Raw genomic sequence first — 17,392 nt, 5'->3', positions numbered from 1 at the left:
AAGGCCCCCGTTCCCGCCGCTGGCGGGAACGGGGGCCTTCGGCATCCGGCCGGGCGCGCTGTTACTGACCCGTCACGCCGAGCTGCCGCATCAGGCGCAGGACGTCGAAGTGCCACCAGCCTTCCTGGATCTTGCCGTCCTTGAAGCGGAAGATCGTGGTGCCCGTCATGGTGCACTGCTTGCCGGTGGGCGCGATGCCCATGAACTCGCCCTGGTGGGTGCCGGTCCAGGTCCACAGCGTCACGACGTCGTCGCCCTCGCAGATCTGCCTGTCCAGGCTGAAGGTGAAGTCGAAGGCCGTGCGCCACGCGCTGACATCGCCGCGGATGACGTCGGACCCGATCGTGGTGTCTTCTTCCTTCATGATGTCGTGGTCGGCGTAGTCGGCCGCGAACACTTCGTCGATGGCGTCGAGGTTGCCCCCGGTGGCGATCTCGTGGAAGAACCGGCGAGAGGTTGCCTGGTTCAACTGTTCGTCGCGGACCACATCGAGGTCGGTGAAGGTGGGCATCCCGTCGCAGAGCGCCACCATCTCCTGGAAGATCCGGTCCGTCTCCGGCAGGTGGGAGTTCTTCATCGCCTCTTCGTACGACGGAAATTCGACGATCTCGACGAAATGCGACCCGTCGGCGCGGTCCTTGCCGACGAGGCTGTGGGTGGCGGTCCGCTTGCCTTGGGTCTGCGCGACCCACTGGTCCATGAGCCGGTCCATGTCGTCGAACCGCTCTGTCTTGCAGTCGATTATCTGTACGAATTTCATGGTGTCTCCCGGGCTGGGGTGGGATGCATCCATTTTAGTGGGATATGAGGCTTTTGAGGGTTCGGGGCCAGTCGGCTCAGGCCGAGTGATTCAGGCCAAGTGATTCAGGCCGAATGTTCAGGCCGAGTGATTCAGGGCCCCGGGATGGACCGGGTCCGTGAAGGGCAGCCCCTGCGTGTAGCGCTCCAGTTCGTCGAGGGCATGGTCCGCCATCCGGTGGAGCTCATTGCCCAGCGAACCGGCGATATGCGGGGTCAGCAGGACGTTCGGCAGGGTGTACAACGGCGAGTCGGCGGCCGGGACTTCGGGGTCGGTGACATCGAGTACGGCGTGCAGCCGGCCCGAAACCAGCTCCGGCAGCAGCGCGTTCTCGTCGATCAGCGAGCCGCGCGAGGTATTGATCAGGGTCGCGCCGTCCGGCAGCAGCGCGAGCCGGCGTGCGTCGACCATGTGGCGAGTGGACGCCAGCTGCGGAGCGTGGACCGTGAGGATGCTGCTGAGGTGGCAGAGCTCGTCCAGCTCGGTGCGTACGACGCCCAGGTCCGCCACTTCGGCGTCGGTGACGTACGGGTCGTACAGCAGCACCTGTACGTCGAAGGGGCGCAGCAGTTCGATCACTCGGCGGCCGATCCGGGACGCGCCGACGATGCCCACCGTCCGGCGGTAGTTGCCGGCGTCGTCGAATTCGCACAAGTCGTGATCGGTGCGCAGCCGCTCGTAGTGCTGGGCCGAGCGCAGGACGTGCTTGCCGGCGAAGAGGATCGCGGCCAGCGTGTACTCGGCGACGGGCAGGGCGTTGACCGCGGCGGCCGAGGAAACCGTGATACCGCGGGCCCAGCAGGCGTCGGTGATGTGGTGCTTGACGGATCCCGCGGCGTGGACGACGGCGCGCAGCCGGGGTGCGCCGGCGAGGACTTCGGCGGTGAGCGGGGGCGCGCCCCAGCAGGTCAGCAGGACTTCGGCGGCGGCAAGCGCGGCGGCGACCGGGGGCGTCGGGGCTGCCAGGTCGTGGGCGACCAGGTGCGGGTCGGCGCGGGCGAGGGCGCTGAGGCGGTCGCGGTGACGGTCGGCGAACAGGCGCTCGGCGATGCCCGGGCCCATGGCGAGCAGAAGCACGGGGCGCTCGGCGCCCGGCTGGGCGCGGCGCCCGCCGGGGTCGTCCGCCGGGCGACTGTCAGTGGCGTGGTCCATGGTGGAACTCGAGCTCCTCATATGTCGCTTGAGGTCACTTGACGCTGCCGGCGGTCAGGCCCGTGCCCTTACTGGCGGTCAGGCCCGTGCCCTTACTGCGGTCCGTACTTCCGGCCCGTCCTGGACGTGATCCCGCCGAGCAGCCTGCGCGGCGCCAGCTTCACCACACCCATCAGCGCCTTGTACCGCGGGTCCGGGATCGACAGCGACTTCCCACGGGCCAGGTCCGCCAGCGCCGCCGACACCAGCTTGTCCGCGTCCAGCCACATCCAACCCGGGATGTTGTCCGTCCCCATCCCGGCCCGCTGATGGAACTCCGTGCGTACGAAACCGGGGCACAGCGCCATCAGCCGCACCCCCGACCCCGCCAGATCGCGGGCCGCTCCCTGTGTGAACTGCACGACCCACGCCTTCGAAGCGCCGTACGTCCCGCGCGGCACGAACGCTGCCACCGACGCCACATTCACCACCCCGCCCCGCCCGCGTTCGCGCATCGACTCCGCAGCCGCCGAGGTGAGCCGCAGCACCGCCTCGCAGTGCACCTTGAGCATCGTGAGCTCGTCGGCCATGGACACTTCGAGGTAGCGCCCCTTGTTCCCGAACCCGGCGTTGTTGACCAGCAGATCCACCGGGCTCTTCGGGTCGGACAGCCGCTTCTCGACCGCCTCGATCCCGTCGTCCTGCGACAGATCGGCGGTCAGCACTTCCGCCTCGATGCCGTGCCGGTCGTGCAGCTCGGTGGCCTGCTCCTGCAGCCGCTTGGTGTCGCGGGCCACCAGCACCAGGTTGTGTCCTTCGGCGGCGAGCCGCCGCGCGAACGCGGCGCCGATCCCCGCGGTCGCTCCCGTAATCAGTGCAGTCGTCATAGGCGGCACGTTAGTGCCCCGTGTGTGAGTGCGGTGCACGCACCGTGCCCGCCCGCTGTCCCTTCTCGACGACCACGAACTGACCCATCATCCCCAGGTCCTCGTGGTACAGCAGATGACAGTGGTACATATACGGAGTGTCTGGGTCCGCGGGCCCGTCGAAGCGCATCGCGAGCTTGACCGTCTTGTGCGGCGGTACGAACACCGTGTCCTTCGCGCCGCGCAGCTCCGGCGGCGGCTGCTTGCCGTCCACCTCCAGCACCCGGAACTGCACATCGTGCACATGGAAGTTGTGCGGAGTGCCGTGATCATTGCGTACGGTCCAGGTTTCGGCGGTGCCCCGGGTGACGGTCTCGTCGATCCGGTCCATCTTCATGCCCTTGCCGTTGATGCCGGTGGTCACAAGACCGAAGAACCGCCCCCGCACCGAGTCCGACCCGTCGGGGACCTCCAGCTTGCCCAGCTCGCCGGGGATGTCTGGCGAGGGCCGCAGCGCATTGGCCGCGCGCAACTCCAGTACGTCGAAGCTGTCGTCGCCACCGGCGAGCCGCCCCTGCCATCCGCCTCCGTAACTGTCGTGCGGGAAGCTGCGCAGCACCGTCTTCTCGCCCGGCTTCATCCGCACCACGATCTCGGCCCGCTCACCGGGCGACAGCTGGATCCGGTCCATCCGGGCCTGCTTCTCCAGCAGCCCGCCGTCCGTCCCGATCAGCGCGAACTCACGGTCGTCGGAGAATCCGAAGTCGTAGACGCGGGCGGTCGAGGCGTTGAGCAGCCGCAGGCGTACGAGCTCGTCGCCGACGACTTTGTACGGGTCGAGGGTGCCGTTGACCATCGTCCGGTCCCCGAGGAACCCGGTGTCCCGCAGGATCTTGTGCCCGTGGTCGAACTTCGCCCCGCTGAAGCGGACGTCCTGAACGATGACCGGCAGATCGTCGACGCCGTACTTCTTGGGCAGCGCCAGCCGCGCGGACTTCTCGTCGTCGAGGAGGAACATCCCGGCCAGCCCCCGCTGCACATGCTTCTCCGTCTTGCCGTGCGGATGCGGGTGGTACCAGAGGGTCGAGGCAGGCTGATTCACGGTCCAGCGCGGGGTCCAGGCCGCCCCGGGGGCGACCATCTGGTGCGGACCGCCGTCCATCTTCGCGGGCAGATGCATGCCGTGCCAGTGCACGGTGGACTCCTCGCCCAGCGCGTTCTTGATCTTCACCTCGACCTTCTCGCCGCGCTTCGCGCGCAGCGTCGGCCCGAGATAGTCACCACCAGCCGCATCCCCCGGGGGGCGGCCCCCGGACCCGCGGAAGTACCAGGTGGGTGTGGGCTTCCCGGCTCGGAACTCCTTCTGACCGGCCTGCATGGTCAGTTCGAAGAGACGGGTCCCGTCGCGCTTCACCGTCGACTTCGCGAGCGGCGGTACAGCCAGCTCGTTGCTGAACTCAGTCGTCCCGGCCGTGGACACCTTGGCGTTCGAGTAGACATACAGAACACCGCCACCGAGTGCGAGGCCTATGACGACGACGACCGTCGTGAGAATGATGAGGACGCGCTTCAGTCGAGACATACAACGAGCGTCCTGTGGGCCGCTCGTGGCGACATCGGGGACGGCCCCCAGCCGCCCCCGAATCAAATCCCTTACCGTCTAAGGGATTTCCCCTACGCGCCGTATTTCGCCACGTACTCCCGGGCGTCCCTGAGCTGCTCGGGGTGGAGCGCGTCGCCCGCCGCGAGCACCTGGGGCAGCAGCGTCCGCTCGGTGGTGTCCGCCCGGAACGACAGATCGACCGTCACCTCGTGGTCCGGCCGGTGCACGATCTCGATCGCGTCGCCCGCGCGGATCTCGCCGGGCTCGATGACACGCAGATACGCACCGGGTGCGCTCTGCTGCGTAAAGCGCCTGACCCACCCTTTCTCGCCCAGCCAGCTCGCGAACGTACGACACGGAACGCGGCCGCTCGTCACCTCCAGCACCAGCTCGCCGCCGATCCGCCAGCGCTCGCCGATCCTCGCCCCGCTCACATCGAGCCCGCTCGTCGTGAGGTTCTCCCCGAACGCGCCATTGGTGAGGGGCCGGCCCAACTCCCGCTCCCAGAAGTCGAGATCCTCGCGGGCGAATGCGTACACCGCCTGGTCGGTGCCGCCATGGTGGCGCAGATCGCAGACCGCGTCCCCGGCCAACCCGCTGGCCCCTTCGCCCTTTGGGCCGGGGTCCATCACCCGTACGGCCCCGTCGGCCGGCTTTTTGTCGATGCCGGTCGCGCCGCCCGGTGCGTCGGTGTACTCGACGGCCTTGGGCCGGCCCACATTCACGGTCAGAAGCTTCATGGACAGCACGCTAACCCCCCACATCTCAAAGGAACCGCCCAATAATTGGGGTTCCCCCCAAGGGCCCCTTATATTCGGAGTGTGATTGAAGTCCGGCATCTCCGAGTTCTGCGAGCCGTGGCCGCCACCGGCTCGTTCTCCGCCGCCGCACGCCGGCTGGGCTGCACCCAGCCCGCCGTCAGCCAGCAGATGAAGGCACTGGAGACCTCCGCGGGCACCCCGCTGCTGATCCGTACGGGCCGCGAAATGCGCCTGACCCAGGCGGGTGAGGCACTTGTACGCCACGCGTCGGGCATCCTTGCCGGGCTGACCGCGGCCGAGGAGGAGATCGCCGCCATCGCCGGTCTGCGGGCCGGCCGGGTCCGGCTCGTGTCGTTCCCCAGCGGCAGCTCCACGCTCGTGCCGACCGCTCTCGCCGCCCTGCGCGCGGCGCACCCGGGCACCCGGGTCTCCCTCGTCGAGGCCGAGCCGCCGCGTTCGGTGGAGATGCTGCGCGAGGGTGACTGCGATGTGGCGCTGGCCTTTCGGTACGGCGCGACGGCCGCGGAGTGGGGCGACCTGATCGTCCGCCCCCTGCTCACCGACCGCCTCGTCGGGCTGGTCCCCGAGGGCCACCGGCTCGCCGATTCGGGCACGGTGACCATCGGCGATCTGGCCGACGAGCCCTGGATCGCAGGCTGCCCACGCTGCCGACGCCAGCTCGTCGAGGTCTGCGAAGAGGCCGGGTTCACGCCCCGCATCGACTTCGCCACCGACGACTATCCGGCCGTGATCGGCCTGGTGGGAGCGGGTCTTGGCGTGGCGGTGCTGCCTGAGCTCGCGATGGAGTCGGTGCGGCCCAAGGGTGCGCGCACCGTGACCGTCGAGCCGTCCGTGCGCCGCGAGATCGTCGCGCTCACGCTCCCGGACCTGGCCCAGGTCCCCGCGGTCGCGGCCACGCTCGACCAGCTGACACTGGCCGCGCGCCGCTAGGAAACCGCACCACCCCCGTCCGAGGCCGGGCGGCGATGGCGCAGGAACGTTTCTTCGAAACTTTTCGAACCTCGCGTGTCAGCTCCGCGCCGGGCCCCCCGCGCTGGACGCCGGGATCAGTCGGTGCCGCGCGCGCCCCATCAGCTCCTCGCGCTCGTCCTCTGTCAGTCCGCCCCACACGCCGTACGGCTCCCGCACCGCCAGCGCATGCGCCGCGCACTCCGCGCGGACCGGGCACCTCATACAGACCTCTTTCGCCGAGTTCTCACGCGCACTTCGTGCTGCGCCCCGCTCGCCCTCGGGGTGGAAGAAGAGAGAGCTGTCCACCCCACGGCAGGCTGCGAGGAGCTGCCAGTCCCACAAATCGGCGTTGGGTCCGGGAAGGCGGGAGAAATCTGCCATAGCGCATGTCCCCTTGAAACCGTGCTGAGTGGATACAGGTCAGGTCGAACACGAGCGGGGTACGAGCCGATCCGGCACCGCACGTGCCTCACCGACCGTACATCTACTGTCTTAGTAGATGTAAATATGACTCATTGCGAATCTAGCCACATACGTCACAAAAAGGGAAGAAAAGGCGCTAAATGGTGCATGGCTTCCGGGTGAAGGACTCGTGACCTGCGGTGCTCTCCTCCGCGCACGGCCCCTCACATAGAGTGCTGAAGGCGGCTGTCCGACCCGTAACTCTTTCGAGTGACCGTCGTTGAGAGTGCGGAAGCGGTTGAAAGAAGAAGCGCTCGGGCACATGTCCGACAGCGTTCAACCGCACAGGTGACGAAACGTACCCAGCCTGGAGGCTCAAGGTGACGCGCATCAGCTGCGGAGGGCGGCCATGACATCCGTCCTCGTCTGCGACGACTCCCCGCTTGCCCGAGAGGCGCTCCGCCGGGCGGTTGCGACCGTGCCCGGCGTCGAGCGCGTGACGACCGCGGCCAACGGCGAGGAAGTCCTCCGCCGCTGGGGCGCCGACCGCTCGGACCTGATTCTGATGGACGTACGCATGCCCGGTCTGGGCGGCGTCGAGACGGTCCGCCGACTGCTGTCCGCGGACCCCGGCGCCCGGATCATCATGCTCACCGTCGCCGAGGATCTGGACGGCGTCGCGCTGGCGGTCGCCGCCGGCGCCCGCGGCTATCTGCACAAGGACGCCTCGCGCGCCGAACTGCGCGCGACCGTCACCCAGGCGCTCGCCGATCCGACCTGGCGGCTCGCCCCGCGGCGGTTGCGCTCGGCCGAAATGGGCGCGGCACCCACGCTCACCGCGCGTGAGATCCAGGTGCTCGAAGGTATGAGCCACGGACGGTCGAACGCCGAGATCGGCCGTGAGCTCTTCCTCTCCGAGGACACGGTGAAGACGCACGCCAGGCGGCTTTTCAAGAAATTGGGCGCCTCGGACCGGGCGCACGCCGTGGCGCTCGGATTCCGCTGGGGCCTGGTCCGCTAGGTCCCGCGAGTGCACTGCCGCGGGGGTACGACGAACCCCGCCCGCCGTCGGGTGGGCGGGGTGACGGAAGCCAGTGGGCAACCGTTTCCCTCGCGATGCCGCATCCTTGAGGGGTGGAGGACCTCGGGGACGAGTCGGTCGAGCGGAACGGGAGGGCGCAGGAGATGAGTTCCGGCGCACCTACTCATAACGCTTCGGTGCACAACATTGGACGCGGTGCCACGGAGTCTGAGCCGTCAAGGCACCATGGACCGATGCGCGAGGACGAGGCTGCGAATGCCCAAGGGGCCATCGGTGCGCTCGTTCATCTTGCCGTCGATGGCGACGAGCAGGCTACGCACGATCTCCTCGCGCATGTCCATCCGCTCGCGCTGCGCTACTGCCGCACCCGGCTCAGCCGGCTGCCGGGCGACGCGCGCCACTTCGTGGAGGACCTCGCGCAGGAGGTCTGTGTCGCCGTACTGATGGCGCTGCCTCGGTACAAGGACACCGGCAGGCCCTTCGAGGCCTTCGTCTTCGCCATCGCCTCGCACAAGGTCGCCGATCTGCAGCGGGCCGCCATGCGACACCCGGGATCGACCGCCGTGCCGTCGGACGAGATGCCGGAGCGCCCCGACGACTCCCTCGGTCCCGAGGAGCGCGCGCTGCTCAGCTCGGATGCCGAGTGGGCCAAGAAGCTCCTCGCCAACCTCCCGGAGAACCAGCGCGAGCTGCTGGTGCTGCGGGTCGCGGTGGGGCTGACGGCCGAGGAGACCGGGCAGATGCTGGGCATGTCCCCCGGGGCGGTACGGGTCGCGCAGCACCGGGCGCTCAGCCGTCTGCGGGCGCTTGCCGAGCAGTGATTTGCGCGGCGCGCCGCGTACGTACGAACACACAAAGCTTCCCGGTGATCTTGATCGTGGAATGAGACGGGTGTGAAGCCCGTTAGCATGGACATCCGCACCGATCAAGGCCATTTGGGGAAGGTGTCATGACCAACGTCGACGGAGTGCCCGATAAATTCGCGACACTCGGGCTGACCTACGACGATGTGCTGCTGCTGCCGGGCTCGTCGGACATGGCGCCCGACCAGATCGACACCGCCTCGTACATCTCGAAGAACGTACGAGTGAACATCCCGCTGCTGTCCGCCGCCATGGACAAGGTGACTGAGGCCCGGATGGCGATCGCCATGGCCCGGCAGGGCGGCGCAGGTGTGCTGCACCGCAATCTCTCCATCGCCGACCAGGCCAACCAGGTCGATCTGGTCAAGCGCTCCGAGTCCGGCATGGTCACCGACCCGATCACGGTGAACCCGGACGCGACGCTCGCCGAAGCCGACCAGCTGTGTGCCAAGTTCCGCATCAGCGGTGTCCCGGTGACCGACCGCGGGGGCAAGCTGCTCGGCATCGTCACCAACCGCGACATGGCCTTCGAGTCGGACCGCAGCCGCCAGGTGCGCGAGGTCATGACCCCGATGCCGCTGGTCACCGGCAAGGTCGGGATCTCCGGTGTGGACGCCATGGAGCTGCTGCGCCGGCACAAGATCGAGAAGCTTCCGCTGGTCGACGAGGCCGGTGTGCTCAAGGGCCTGATCACGGTCAAGGACTTCGTCAAGGCCGAGAAGTACCCGATGGCCGCCAAGGACAATGAAGGCCGGCTGCTCGTCGGCGCGGCCGTCGGCGTCGCGGGCGACGCCTTCGAGCGGGCCCAGGCGCTGATCGAGGCGGGTGTCGACTTCATCGTCGTCGACACCGCGCACGGCCACTCCAGGCTGGTCGGCGACATGGTCGCCAAGATCAAGTCGAACGCTTCGGGCGTCGATGTGATCGGCGGCAACATCGCCACGCGCGACGGAGCGCAGGCGCTGATCGACGCCGGCGTCGACGGCATCAAGGTCGGCGTCGGACCGGGCTCCATCTGTACGACCCGCGTGGTCGCCGGCATCGGCGTACCGCAGGTCACGGCGATCTACGAGGCCTCGCTCGCCGCCAAGGAGGCCGGCGTCCCGGTGATCGGCGACGGCGGTCTGCAGTACTCCGGCGATATCGCGAAGGCGCTGGTCGCGGGCGCGGACACGGTGATGCTCGGCTCGCTGCTCGCGGGCTGCGAGGAGTCGCCGGGCGAGCTGCTCTTCATCAACGGCAAGCAGTTCAAGTCGTACCGCGGCATGGGTTCACTCGGCGCGATGCAGTCCCGCGGTGAGCAGCGCTCCTTCTCCAAGGACCGCTACTTCCAGGAGGGTGTCGCCTCCGACGAGAAGCTGGTGCCCGAGGGCATCGAGGGCCAGGTGCCCTACCGCGGCCCGCTCTCCGCGGTGGTGCACCAACTGACCGGCGGTCTGCGGCAGTCGATGTTCTACGTCGGCGGCCGGACGGTGCCCGAGCTGCAGGACCGTGGCCGGTTCGTACGGATCACGTCGGCGGGGCTCAAGGAGAGCCACCCGCACGACATCCAGATGACGGTCGAAGCGCCGAACTACAGCAGGAAGTAGTCCACGCGTGGTCAGGGGCGGTCCCGGTTCCCGGGGCCGCCCCTGACGTGTGTGTCGGGGATACTGGAAGCGGCAGACAGTAGCGCCGAGAAGAACGGAAAGGCCACACAACGTGACTGAGATCGAGATCGGGCGCGGAAAGCGCGGCCGCCGGGCGTACGCGTTCGATGACATCGCCGTCGTACCGAGCCGGCGCACCCGGGACCCGAAGGAGGTCTCGATCGCCTGGCAGATCGACGCCTACCGCTTCGAGCTGCCCTTCCTGGCCGCTCCGATGGACTCGGTGGTCTCCCCGCAGACCGCGATCCGCATCGGTGAGATGGGCGGTCTGGGCGTGCTGAACCTCGAGGGTCTGTGGACCCGGTACGAGGACCCGCAGCCACTGCTCGAAGAGATCTCCGGCCTCGACGAGGCCGCCGCGACCCGCCGTCTGCAGGAGATCTACGCGGCTCCGATCCAGGAGGACCTGATCGGGCAGCGGATCAAGGAGGTGCGCGACTCGGGTGTGGTGACCGCCGCCGCGCTCTCACCGCAGCGCACCGCGCAGTTCTCGAAGGCCGTCGTGGACGCGGGTGTCGACATCTTCGTCATCCGCGGCACCACCGTCTCGGCCGAGCACGTCTCGGGCGCCGCGGAGCCGCTGAACCTGAAGCAGTTCATCTACGAGCTCGATGTGCCGGTCATCGTGGGCGGCTGCGCCACTTACACGGCCGCGCTGCACCTCATGCGTACGGGCGCGGCGGGCGTGCTGGTCGGCTTCGGCGGCGGGGCCGCGCACACCACGCGCAACGTCCTGGGCATCCAGGTCCCGATGGCGACGGCTGTCGCGGATGTGGCCGCGGCCCGCCGTGACTACATGGACGAGTCCGGCGGCCGGTACGTGCACGTCATCGCGGACGGCGGTGTGGGCTGGTCGGGCGACCTGCCGAAGGCGATCGCGTGCGGCGCGGACGCGGTGATGATCGGCTCCCCGCTGGCCCGAGCGACGGACGCGCCGGGGCGCGGTCACCACTGGGGCATGGAGGCGGTCCACGAGGACGTGCCGCGCGGCAAGCTGGTGGACCTGGGCATCGTGGGCACGACCGAGGAGGTCCTCACCGGTCCCTCGCACAGCCCCGACGGGTCGATGAACTTCTTCGGCGCGCTGCGCCGGGCGATGGCGACGACGGGCTACAGCGAGCTCAAGGAGTTCCAGCGCGTCGAGGTGACGGTGGCGGACTCGCAGCACCGCCGCTGACGCCGCTGCGTACGAAAGGGGCCCCGCACCGGGATGGTGTGGGGCCCCTTCGCATGCGTCCGCCGCCGCCTCAGAGGCGGTGTGCCGCACCGGCCGGGCTGGCTCCCCTTGTGTCGAGCAGGAGTTGGGCCTTGACCGCCAGTCCCTGGAGGTCGTACGTGCGGTGATGCTGGAGCAGCACCGTCAGATCCGCGCTGGCGGCGGCCTCGTAGAGGGAGTCCGCACGGGGGACGGGCAACTCGCGCACACGCCAGTCCGGGACGTACGGGTCGTGGTAGCTGACGGCGGAGCCCAGGTCCATCAGACGGCGGGCGATCTCGGTGGCGGGGGAGCTCTCCAGGTCGGGGAGGTCCGGCTTGTAGGTGATGCCGAGGAGCAGCACGCGCGCGCCGCGGGCCGATTTGCCGTGTTCGTTGAGGAGCGTGGCACAGCGCTGGATGACGTACTGCGGCATCCGGGTGTTGATCTCCTGGGCGAGGCCGACGATCCGCAGCGGGTGGCCGGGGGGGCGTCCGGTGTGCGCGAGGCCGTTGGGGTCCAGGGGGACACCGTGGCCGCCGACGCCGGGGCCGGGGCGGAAGGCCTGGAAACCGAAGGGTTTGGTCTCGGCGCAGCGGATGACGTCCCAGAGGTCGACGCCCAGGTCGTGGCAGAGCACCGCCATCTCGTTGACCAGGGCGATGTTGACGTGGCGGAAGTTCGTCTCGAGGACCTTGACGGTCTCGGCCTCGCGTGGTCCGCGCGCGCGGACCACCTTGTCGGTGAGGCGGCTGTAGAAGGCGGCGGCCGATTCGGTGCAGGCGGGGGTGAGGCCGCCGATCACTTTGGGGGTGTTGGCGTAGCCGTGGGTGCGGCTGCCCGGGTCGACGCGGCTGGGGGAGTACGCGAGATGGAAGTCGCGGCCCGCCCGCAGCCCGGAGCCTTCTTCGAGGATCGGGCGGAGGAAGGTTTCCGTGGTGCCGGGCTGGACGGCGGATTCGAGCAGCACGGTGGTGTGCGGGCGCAGCCGGGCGGCGAGCGCGCGGGCGGCCTCGGCGAGTGCCGTGAGGTCGAGGTTGCCGTCCGCGCCGAGGGGGGTGGGGGCGCAGATGGCGGCAGTGCGTACGCGGCCCAGCTCGGCCGGGTCGGTGACGGTCCTGAAGCCTCCGGAGAGCATGCGGCGGATGTCGGCCGGCGTGCGCCCCGCCGCCGGTTCCGTGAGATGGCGGGGGTCCGTGTCGTAGCCGATGGTCTCGATGCCGGCGGTTACGGCGGCCTGGGCGAGGGGCAGGCCGAGATGACCGAGTCCGATGACGGCGAGATCTGCGGGCATGGCGTAGGCCGTCCTTCCCTTAGCCGGAGGGGACAGAGAGCGCAAGCCCTGTGGGCAGAACGAGCAAGCGCAATGTCAGACTAGGCGTAAATATGACCGATATGCCGCATTGTGAGCCTGTGGCTGTCCGAGTGTTATCCACAGGCGGTGGCTGAAGTCGGCGACTGCGGACAGAATCGACGTTGTGAGCCCGACCGCAGGGGACACACGGGGGCGACGGGAGGCAGCAGTGAGGACAGCGACACTGGGACCCGAAAAGCGTGCCGAGGCGCTCGCCGGGATGGCCGAGCGTGAACTGGACGTGCTGGTGGTGGGCGCGGGCGTGGTCGGAGCCGGGACCGCGCTGGACGCCGTGACGCGAGGACTCTCCACCGGTCTGGTCGAGGCCCGTGACTGGGCGTCGGGCACATCGAGCAGATCGAGCAAGCTCATCCACGGCGGGCTGCGCTATCTGGAAATGCTGGACTTCGCGCTCGTACGGGAAGCGCTGAAGGAGCGTGGGCTGCTGCTGGAGCGGCTGGCGCCGCATCTGGTGAAACCGGTGGCTTTTCTGTATCCGCTCCAGCACAAGGGCTGGGAGCGGCTCTACGCCGGATCGGGCGTCGCGCTGTACGACGCGATGTCGGTGTCGTCGGGGCACGGGCGAGGACTGCCCGTCCACCGACATCTGTCGCGGCGGCACGCGCTGCAGGTCGCGCCCTGCCTGAAGAAGGACTCGCTGGTCGGAGCGTTGCAGTACTACGACGCGCAGATGGACGACGCGCGCTATGTGGCCACGCTGGTGCGGACGGCCGCGAGCTACGGCGCCCAGGTCGCCAGCCGGGCCCGGGTGATCGGCTTCCTGCGGGAGGGCGAGCGGGTCGTCGGCGCGCGGGTTCAGGACGTGGAGGCCGGCGGGGAGTACGAAGTCCGGGCCAAGCAGATTGTCAACGCGACCGGGGTGTGGACGGACGACACCCAGGCGCTGATCGGGGAGCGCGGGCAGTTCCATGTGCGCGCCTCCAAGGGCATCCATCTGGTGGTGCCCAAGGACCGGATCCACTCGACAACCGGGCTGATCCTGCGGACCGAGAAGTCGGTGCTGTTCGTCATCCCCTGGGGACGGCACTGGATCGTGGGGACGACCGACACCGACTGGGACCTCGACAAGGCCCATCCGGCGGCGTCCAGCGCGGACATCGACTATCTGCTGGAGCACGTCAACTCCGTGCTGGCCGTCCCGCTGACACGGGACGACGTCGAGGGGGTGTACGCGGGGCTGCGGCCGCTGCTCGCCGGGGAGTCGGACGCGACCAGCAAACTGTCGCGCGAGCACACGGTGGCGCATCCCGTGCCGGGCCTCGTGGTCGTGGCCGGCGGTAAGTACACGACGTACCGGGTGATGGCGAAGGACGCGGTGGACGAGGCGGTGCACGGGCTCGACCAGCGAGTCGCGGCCTCAGTCACGGAGAACGTGCCACTGGTCGGCGCCGAGGGGTACGGCGCGCTGTGGAACGCGCGGGCGAGGATCGCGGCACGGACGGGGCTTCATGTGGTGCGCGTGGAGCATCTGTTGAACCGGTACGGCTCGCTGACCGAGGAGGTGCTGGCGCTGATCGCCGACGACCCGAAACTCGGTGAGCCGCTCGGGGGTGCGGAGGACTATCTGCGGGCCGAGATCGTGTACGCGGCCTCGCACGAAGGGGCGCGACACCTCGACGACGTACTGACGCGGCGGACCCGGATCTCGATCGAGACGTTCGACCGGGGGGCGCGCAGTGCGCGGGAGTGCGCGGAGTTGATGGCGCCGGTGCTCGGCTGGGAGAAGGAGCAGATCGAGAAGGAGGTGGAGCACTACGAGAAGCGGGTGGAGGCGGAGCGCGAGTCGCAACGGCAGCCTGACGACCTGACGGCGGACGCGGCGCGGCTGGGGGCGCCGGACATCGTGCCGCTCTGATCCCTGGCGCCGCTCTGATCCCGATCCTGATCCCCGGCGCCGGTCTGGTCTGGCCCTGGTGCCGGTCCGAACCCGGCGCCGGTCCGAACCCCGCGCCGGTCTGGTCCTGGTCCCCGCGCCGGTCCGAAACCGGTGGCTATCCGTCCGTTGGCGCTGATCCCGGTGGCGGCCGGGCAGGGCTGCGACCAGCGAGGCGGTGAGCTTTACCCTGAGTAGTGGCATGGTGGGTGGTCCCAACCTCCCGGACCCGTCTGGCGGACGGCGGACCCGGGAGAAACGCCGGTCCCGGAGTAAGGGACAATGAAGGCTCTGCCAGGGCGGGTTACCGCATCGCGCGGGAAGCGGCAGGCGCGGGCGAAGATCAGGGATCGCAGAGGGGACGCATGTCGGAGGCGGAGCAGTCGCGGGAGCCCCAGCGGGACACGGCCGAGGAGCCCAAGGAGCCCAAGGAGTCCACGTCGCGGGAGTTGAGGGCCGGGGCCGGTAAGCAGTCCGCGGACGGTGCTGGGCGAGGCGCGGATTCTGGTTCGGGAGGCGGGGCCGACGGGGTTGCCGGCGCCGAGGCCGCTTCCGAGGCCGGTTCCGGAGTCGAACCCGAGCGCGGGTCCGGTGTCCGGTCCGAGGCCGGAGATACGGCCGGGGCTGGGGCCGAGAAGTCGGGCGAGGCTGCGGGACAGGTGTCCGCGAGGGCGTCCGCCACGGGTGCCGTGCACGAGGGTGTGGGTGAGCGGAAGTCCGAACAGGGCTCAGAGCAGAGCGGCTCCGGAAAGCCGGACGAGGAGGTGCCCGCCCAGTCGGCTGACAGCCGTTCGGGGCGGCGCGATGCTTCCGGTGCCGGGCGGGAGTCCGCGCAGGCCGCTGACAGTGGCTCAGCGCCGGGCGGCGCGTCCGGGGCCGGGGCAGGCGCCGGGCGAGGGGCCGGGCAGAGTGCCGTCAAGGCGGGCGCGTCCGGGCGGAGTTCCGGGCGGGAGGCCGAGGGGCGGCTGCTCGCAGGGCGGTACCGGCTCGGAGGCGTGCTCGGTCGCGGAGGCATGGGCACCGTCTGGCGGGCCGTCGACGAGACCCTCGGCCGTACGGTCGCGGTGAAGGAGCTCCGCTTCCCCAACAGCATCGACGAGGATGAGAAGCGCCGTCTGATCACGCGTACGCTGCGCGAGGCCAAGGCGATCGCCCGGATCCGCAACACCAGCGCGGTGACGGTGTACGACGTCGTCGACGAGGACGACCGCCCGTGGATCGTCATGGAACTCGTCGAGGGCAAGTCGCTTGCCGAAGCCGTGCGCGAGGACGGGACGCTGACGCCGAGGCGGGCCGCCGAGGTCGGGCTCGCGATCCTCGACGTACTGCGCTCCGCCCACCGCGAGGGCATCCTGCACCGCGATGTGAAGCCCTCCAACGTGCTGATCGCCGAGGACGGGCGCGTCGTGCTCACGGACTTCGGCATCGCGCAGGTCGAGGGCGACCCGTCGATCACCTCCACCGGCATGCTCGTCGGCGCTCCCTCGTACATCTCGCCGGAGCGCGCCCGCGGTCACAAGCCCGGTCCTGCCGCGGACCTGTGGTCGCTGGGCGGGCTGTTGTACGCGAGCGTCGAGGGCAGTCCGCCGTACGACAAGGGCTCCGCCATCGCGACGCTGACCGCCGTGATGACCGAGCCGCTCGACCCGCCGAAGAACGCGGGCCCGCTGGAGGAGGTCATCTACGGCCTGCTCGTCAAGGACCCCGATCAGCGGCTGGACGACGCGGGCGCGCGGGCGTTGCTCACCAACGTGCTCTACGCGCCCGAGGTTCCGGAGCCGCCCGTCGAGCCCGAGCCGGCGCCGGATGCGACGCGCGCCATACCGCTGCCGCCGATTCCGCCGGTGCCACCGCAGGCGAGGCCGAAGGATCCGGCCGCTGACCGGGTGCGGGCTGCGCTGCGCTCCGTACGGAATGCCGCGGCGGCTGCGAAGCCGGAGCCGAAGCCTCGGCCCGCGCCGCAGACGCCCGCCGCGCGACCCGCGCCGGCGCGGGCGCCGCTCACCGATGTGGTGCCCCGCCGCACCCTGGTGATCATCGCGGTTGTCGCCGCGCTCGCCGTGCTGACCACGGTGCTCTATCTGACCCTGGGCGGCGACGACACGGGCAGCCAGGGCAAGTCCAAGAACGACAAGACCGCTTCGGCCGGCGCTGCGAACGGCGGAAGTGGGAACGGCAAGGGCACGGACGCCACCCCGGACAAGGGCAAGGGCACCGGGAACGACGACAACGGCAGCGGGAGCGGCGGGAGTGCGGGCAGCGGGAAGCCGTCCGGCGGGCCCAAGACGGGTGAGCCCGTGATCGGGGACGGGCTGCCGGCCGGGTACGCCCTGGTCTCCAACGACCAGTTCCACTTCACGATGGCGATGCCAAAGGGCTTCAAGCTGACCGGCATCGCCGGCCAGAACTCCGGTGGGATCTTCAGCCGGAACGGCGGATTCCCGCGCATTCAGGTCGACTTCAACGGCAGCCCCAGGGACGACGCGGCCGCCGCCTGGAGCGCCGCGGTGGCCGGGACCCGCGCCAGCAGCAACGGCTACAAGCACCTGGGGATCGGGAAGGTCGCCTACAACGGCTATCCGACGGTCGCCGACTGGCAGTTCGAGCGCAATCAGGGCGGCCAGCGGGTACGGGTCCTCAACAGGGGCTTCAAGGTGGACGCCCGGCGCGGCTACTCGATCATGATCACGTGCAAGGCGAGCGAGTGGCAGAGCACGGAGTGCGAGACGTTGCGCAAGACGGCGTTCGCCACATTCAAGCCCAAGGACTGAGTAAGGCCACGTATCGTGAGAGCTCGCGGACGGTAGGCAGCTGCAAGGGGTCGTATGAGGCCGTAAGGGGCCGTCAAATGACCGGAATTG

The 17,392-nt window shown here is 69.5% G+C and carries 14 protein-coding genes; 7 read left to right on the top strand and 7 right to left on the bottom strand.

Translation table 11 applies throughout. The features are described 5' to 3' along the window. Positions 1-61: 61 nt before the first annotated feature. The 5 genes from QFZ67_RS15205 to QFZ67_RS15185 form a co-directional block, all read right to left on the bottom strand. Positions 62-760 (bottom strand): ester cyclase, encoded by a 699-nt coding sequence (locus QFZ67_RS15205; protein WP_307661643.1) that lies wholly within the window; start codon positions 758-760, stop codon positions 62-64. Positions 761-877: 117 nt separating this feature from the next. Beyond that, the gene (locus QFZ67_RS15200) at positions 878-1,861 is read right to left on the bottom strand and encodes a hydroxyacid dehydrogenase (protein ID WP_307665854.1); all 984 of its coding nucleotides are present in this window, start codon (positions 1,859-1,861) and stop codon (positions 878-880) included. A 182-nt stretch (positions 1,862-2,043) separates the two neighbouring features. Then, on the bottom strand, positions 2,044-2,817 hold the full coding sequence (locus QFZ67_RS15195; protein ID WP_307661642.1) for an SDR family oxidoreductase: 774 nt from the start codon (positions 2,815-2,817) through the stop codon (positions 2,044-2,046). Between the two features lie 10 nt (positions 2,818-2,827). Then, positions 2,828-4,378, bottom strand: a complete 1,551-nt coding sequence (locus QFZ67_RS15190) for a multicopper oxidase family protein (RefSeq protein WP_307661641.1) — start codon at positions 4,376-4,378, stop codon at positions 2,828-2,830. Between the two features lie 92 nt (positions 4,379-4,470). Then, on the bottom strand, positions 4,471-5,139 hold the full coding sequence (locus QFZ67_RS15185; RefSeq protein WP_307661640.1) for an MOSC domain-containing protein: 669 nt from the start codon (positions 5,137-5,139) through the stop codon (positions 4,471-4,473). An 81-nt stretch (positions 5,140-5,220) separates the two neighbouring features. On the opposite strand from QFZ67_RS15185, the gene QFZ67_RS15180 reads away from it, so the two are divergent. Beyond that, the gene (locus QFZ67_RS15180; protein ID WP_307661639.1) at positions 5,221-6,111 is read left to right on the top strand and encodes a LysR family transcriptional regulator; all 891 of its coding nucleotides are present in this window, start codon (positions 5,221-5,223) and stop codon (positions 6,109-6,111) included. A 78-nt stretch (positions 6,112-6,189) separates the two neighbouring features. Here QFZ67_RS15180 and QFZ67_RS15175 read toward each other — a convergent pair whose 3' ends face one another. Beyond that, the gene (locus tag QFZ67_RS15175; protein ID WP_307661638.1) at positions 6,190-6,513 is read right to left on the bottom strand and encodes a WhiB family transcriptional regulator; all 324 of its coding nucleotides are present in this window, start codon (positions 6,511-6,513) and stop codon (positions 6,190-6,192) included. 430 nt (positions 6,514-6,943) lie between these two features. Here QFZ67_RS15175 and QFZ67_RS15170 point away from each other — a divergent pair, with 430 nt between their 5' ends. From QFZ67_RS15170 to QFZ67_RS15155, 4 genes are all read left to right on the top strand, one after another. Then, positions 6,944-7,555, top strand: coding sequence for a response regulator transcription factor (locus QFZ67_RS15170; RefSeq protein ID WP_003948568.1), 612 nt, complete (start codon positions 6,944-6,946; stop codon positions 7,553-7,555). A 254-nt stretch (positions 7,556-7,809) separates the two neighbouring features. Continuing rightward, on the top strand, positions 7,810-8,397 hold the full coding sequence (locus QFZ67_RS15165; RefSeq protein WP_307661637.1) for a sigma-70 family RNA polymerase sigma factor: 588 nt from the start codon (positions 7,810-7,812) through the stop codon (positions 8,395-8,397). Between the two features lie 128 nt (positions 8,398-8,525). Further along, positions 8,526-10,028: an IMP dehydrogenase gene (guaB, locus tag QFZ67_RS15160; RefSeq protein WP_307661636.1), complete on the top strand. Its 1,503-nt coding sequence runs from the start codon at positions 8,526-8,528 to the stop codon at positions 10,026-10,028. Between the two features lie 112 nt (positions 10,029-10,140). After that, positions 10,141-11,265, top strand: coding sequence for a GuaB3 family IMP dehydrogenase-related protein (locus QFZ67_RS15155; RefSeq protein ID WP_307661635.1), 1,125 nt, complete (start codon positions 10,141-10,143; stop codon positions 11,263-11,265). A gap of 70 nt (positions 11,266-11,335) precedes the next feature. On the opposite strand, the gene QFZ67_RS15150 is transcribed toward QFZ67_RS15155, so the two are convergent. Next, positions 11,336-12,577, bottom strand: coding sequence for a nucleotide sugar dehydrogenase (locus QFZ67_RS15150; protein ID WP_307661634.1), 1,242 nt, complete (start codon positions 12,575-12,577; stop codon positions 11,336-11,338). A 229-nt stretch (positions 12,578-12,806) separates the two neighbouring features. Between QFZ67_RS15150 and QFZ67_RS15145 the strand changes: the two genes are divergently transcribed. Further along, positions 12,807-14,513 carry a glycerol-3-phosphate dehydrogenase/oxidase gene (locus tag QFZ67_RS15145; RefSeq protein ID WP_307661633.1) on the top strand — a complete coding sequence of 569 codons (1,707 nt, stop codon included), beginning with the start codon at positions 12,807-12,809 and terminating at the stop codon, positions 14,511-14,513. A 383-nt stretch (positions 14,514-14,896) separates the two neighbouring features. After that, entirely contained in the window at positions 14,897-17,302 is a 2,406-nt protein-coding gene (locus QFZ67_RS15140; protein WP_307661632.1) for a serine/threonine-protein kinase, read from the top strand. Positions 17,303-17,392 lie beyond the last annotated feature (90 nt).

Origin of the sequence: Streptomyces sp. V1I1 (assembly GCF_030817355.1) — a bacterium.
Classification (GTDB): Bacteria; Actinomycetota; Actinomycetes; order Streptomycetales; family Streptomycetaceae; genus Streptomyces.
Note: the sequence above shows the minus strand (reverse complement) of the source record. Positions and strands in the feature narration are given on the sequence as shown.

Excerpts from the sequence above, each read along its gene's own strand:
- QFZ67_RS15205 (WP_307661643.1), bottom strand. The coding sequence starts at position 760 with ATGAAATTCGTACAGATAATCGACTGCAAGACAGAGCGGTTCGACGAC.
- QFZ67_RS15200 (WP_307665854.1), bottom strand. The coding sequence starts at position 1,861 with ATGGGCCCGGGCATCGCCGAGCGCCTGTTCGCCGACCGTCACCGCGAC.
- QFZ67_RS15195 (WP_307661642.1), bottom strand. The coding sequence starts at position 2,817 with ATGACGACTGCACTGATTACGGGAGCGACCGCGGGGATCGGCGCCGCG.
- QFZ67_RS15190 (WP_307661641.1), bottom strand. The coding sequence starts at position 4,378 with ATGTCTCGACTGAAGCGCGTCCTCATCATTCTCACGACGGTCGTCGTC.
- QFZ67_RS15185 (WP_307661640.1), bottom strand. The coding sequence starts at position 5,139 with ATGAAGCTTCTGACCGTGAATGTGGGCCGGCCCAAGGCCGTCGAGTAC.
- QFZ67_RS15175 (WP_307661638.1), bottom strand. The coding sequence starts at position 6,513 with ATGGCAGATTTCTCCCGCCTTCCCGGACCCAACGCCGATTTGTGGGAC.
- QFZ67_RS15170 (WP_003948568.1), top strand. The coding sequence starts at position 6,944 with ATGACATCCGTCCTCGTCTGCGACGACTCCCCGCTTGCCCGAGAGGCG.
- QFZ67_RS15165 (WP_307661637.1), top strand. The coding sequence starts at position 7,810 with ATGCGCGAGGACGAGGCTGCGAATGCCCAAGGGGCCATCGGTGCGCTC.
- guaB (WP_307661636.1), top strand. The coding sequence starts at position 8,526 with ATGACCAACGTCGACGGAGTGCCCGATAAATTCGCGACACTCGGGCTG.
- QFZ67_RS15150 (WP_307661634.1), bottom strand. The coding sequence starts at position 12,577 with ATGCCCGCAGATCTCGCCGTCATCGGACTCGGTCATCTCGGCCTGCCC.
- QFZ67_RS15140 (WP_307661632.1), top strand. The coding sequence starts at position 14,897 with ATGTCGGAGGCGGAGCAGTCGCGGGAGCCCCAGCGGGACACGGCCGAG.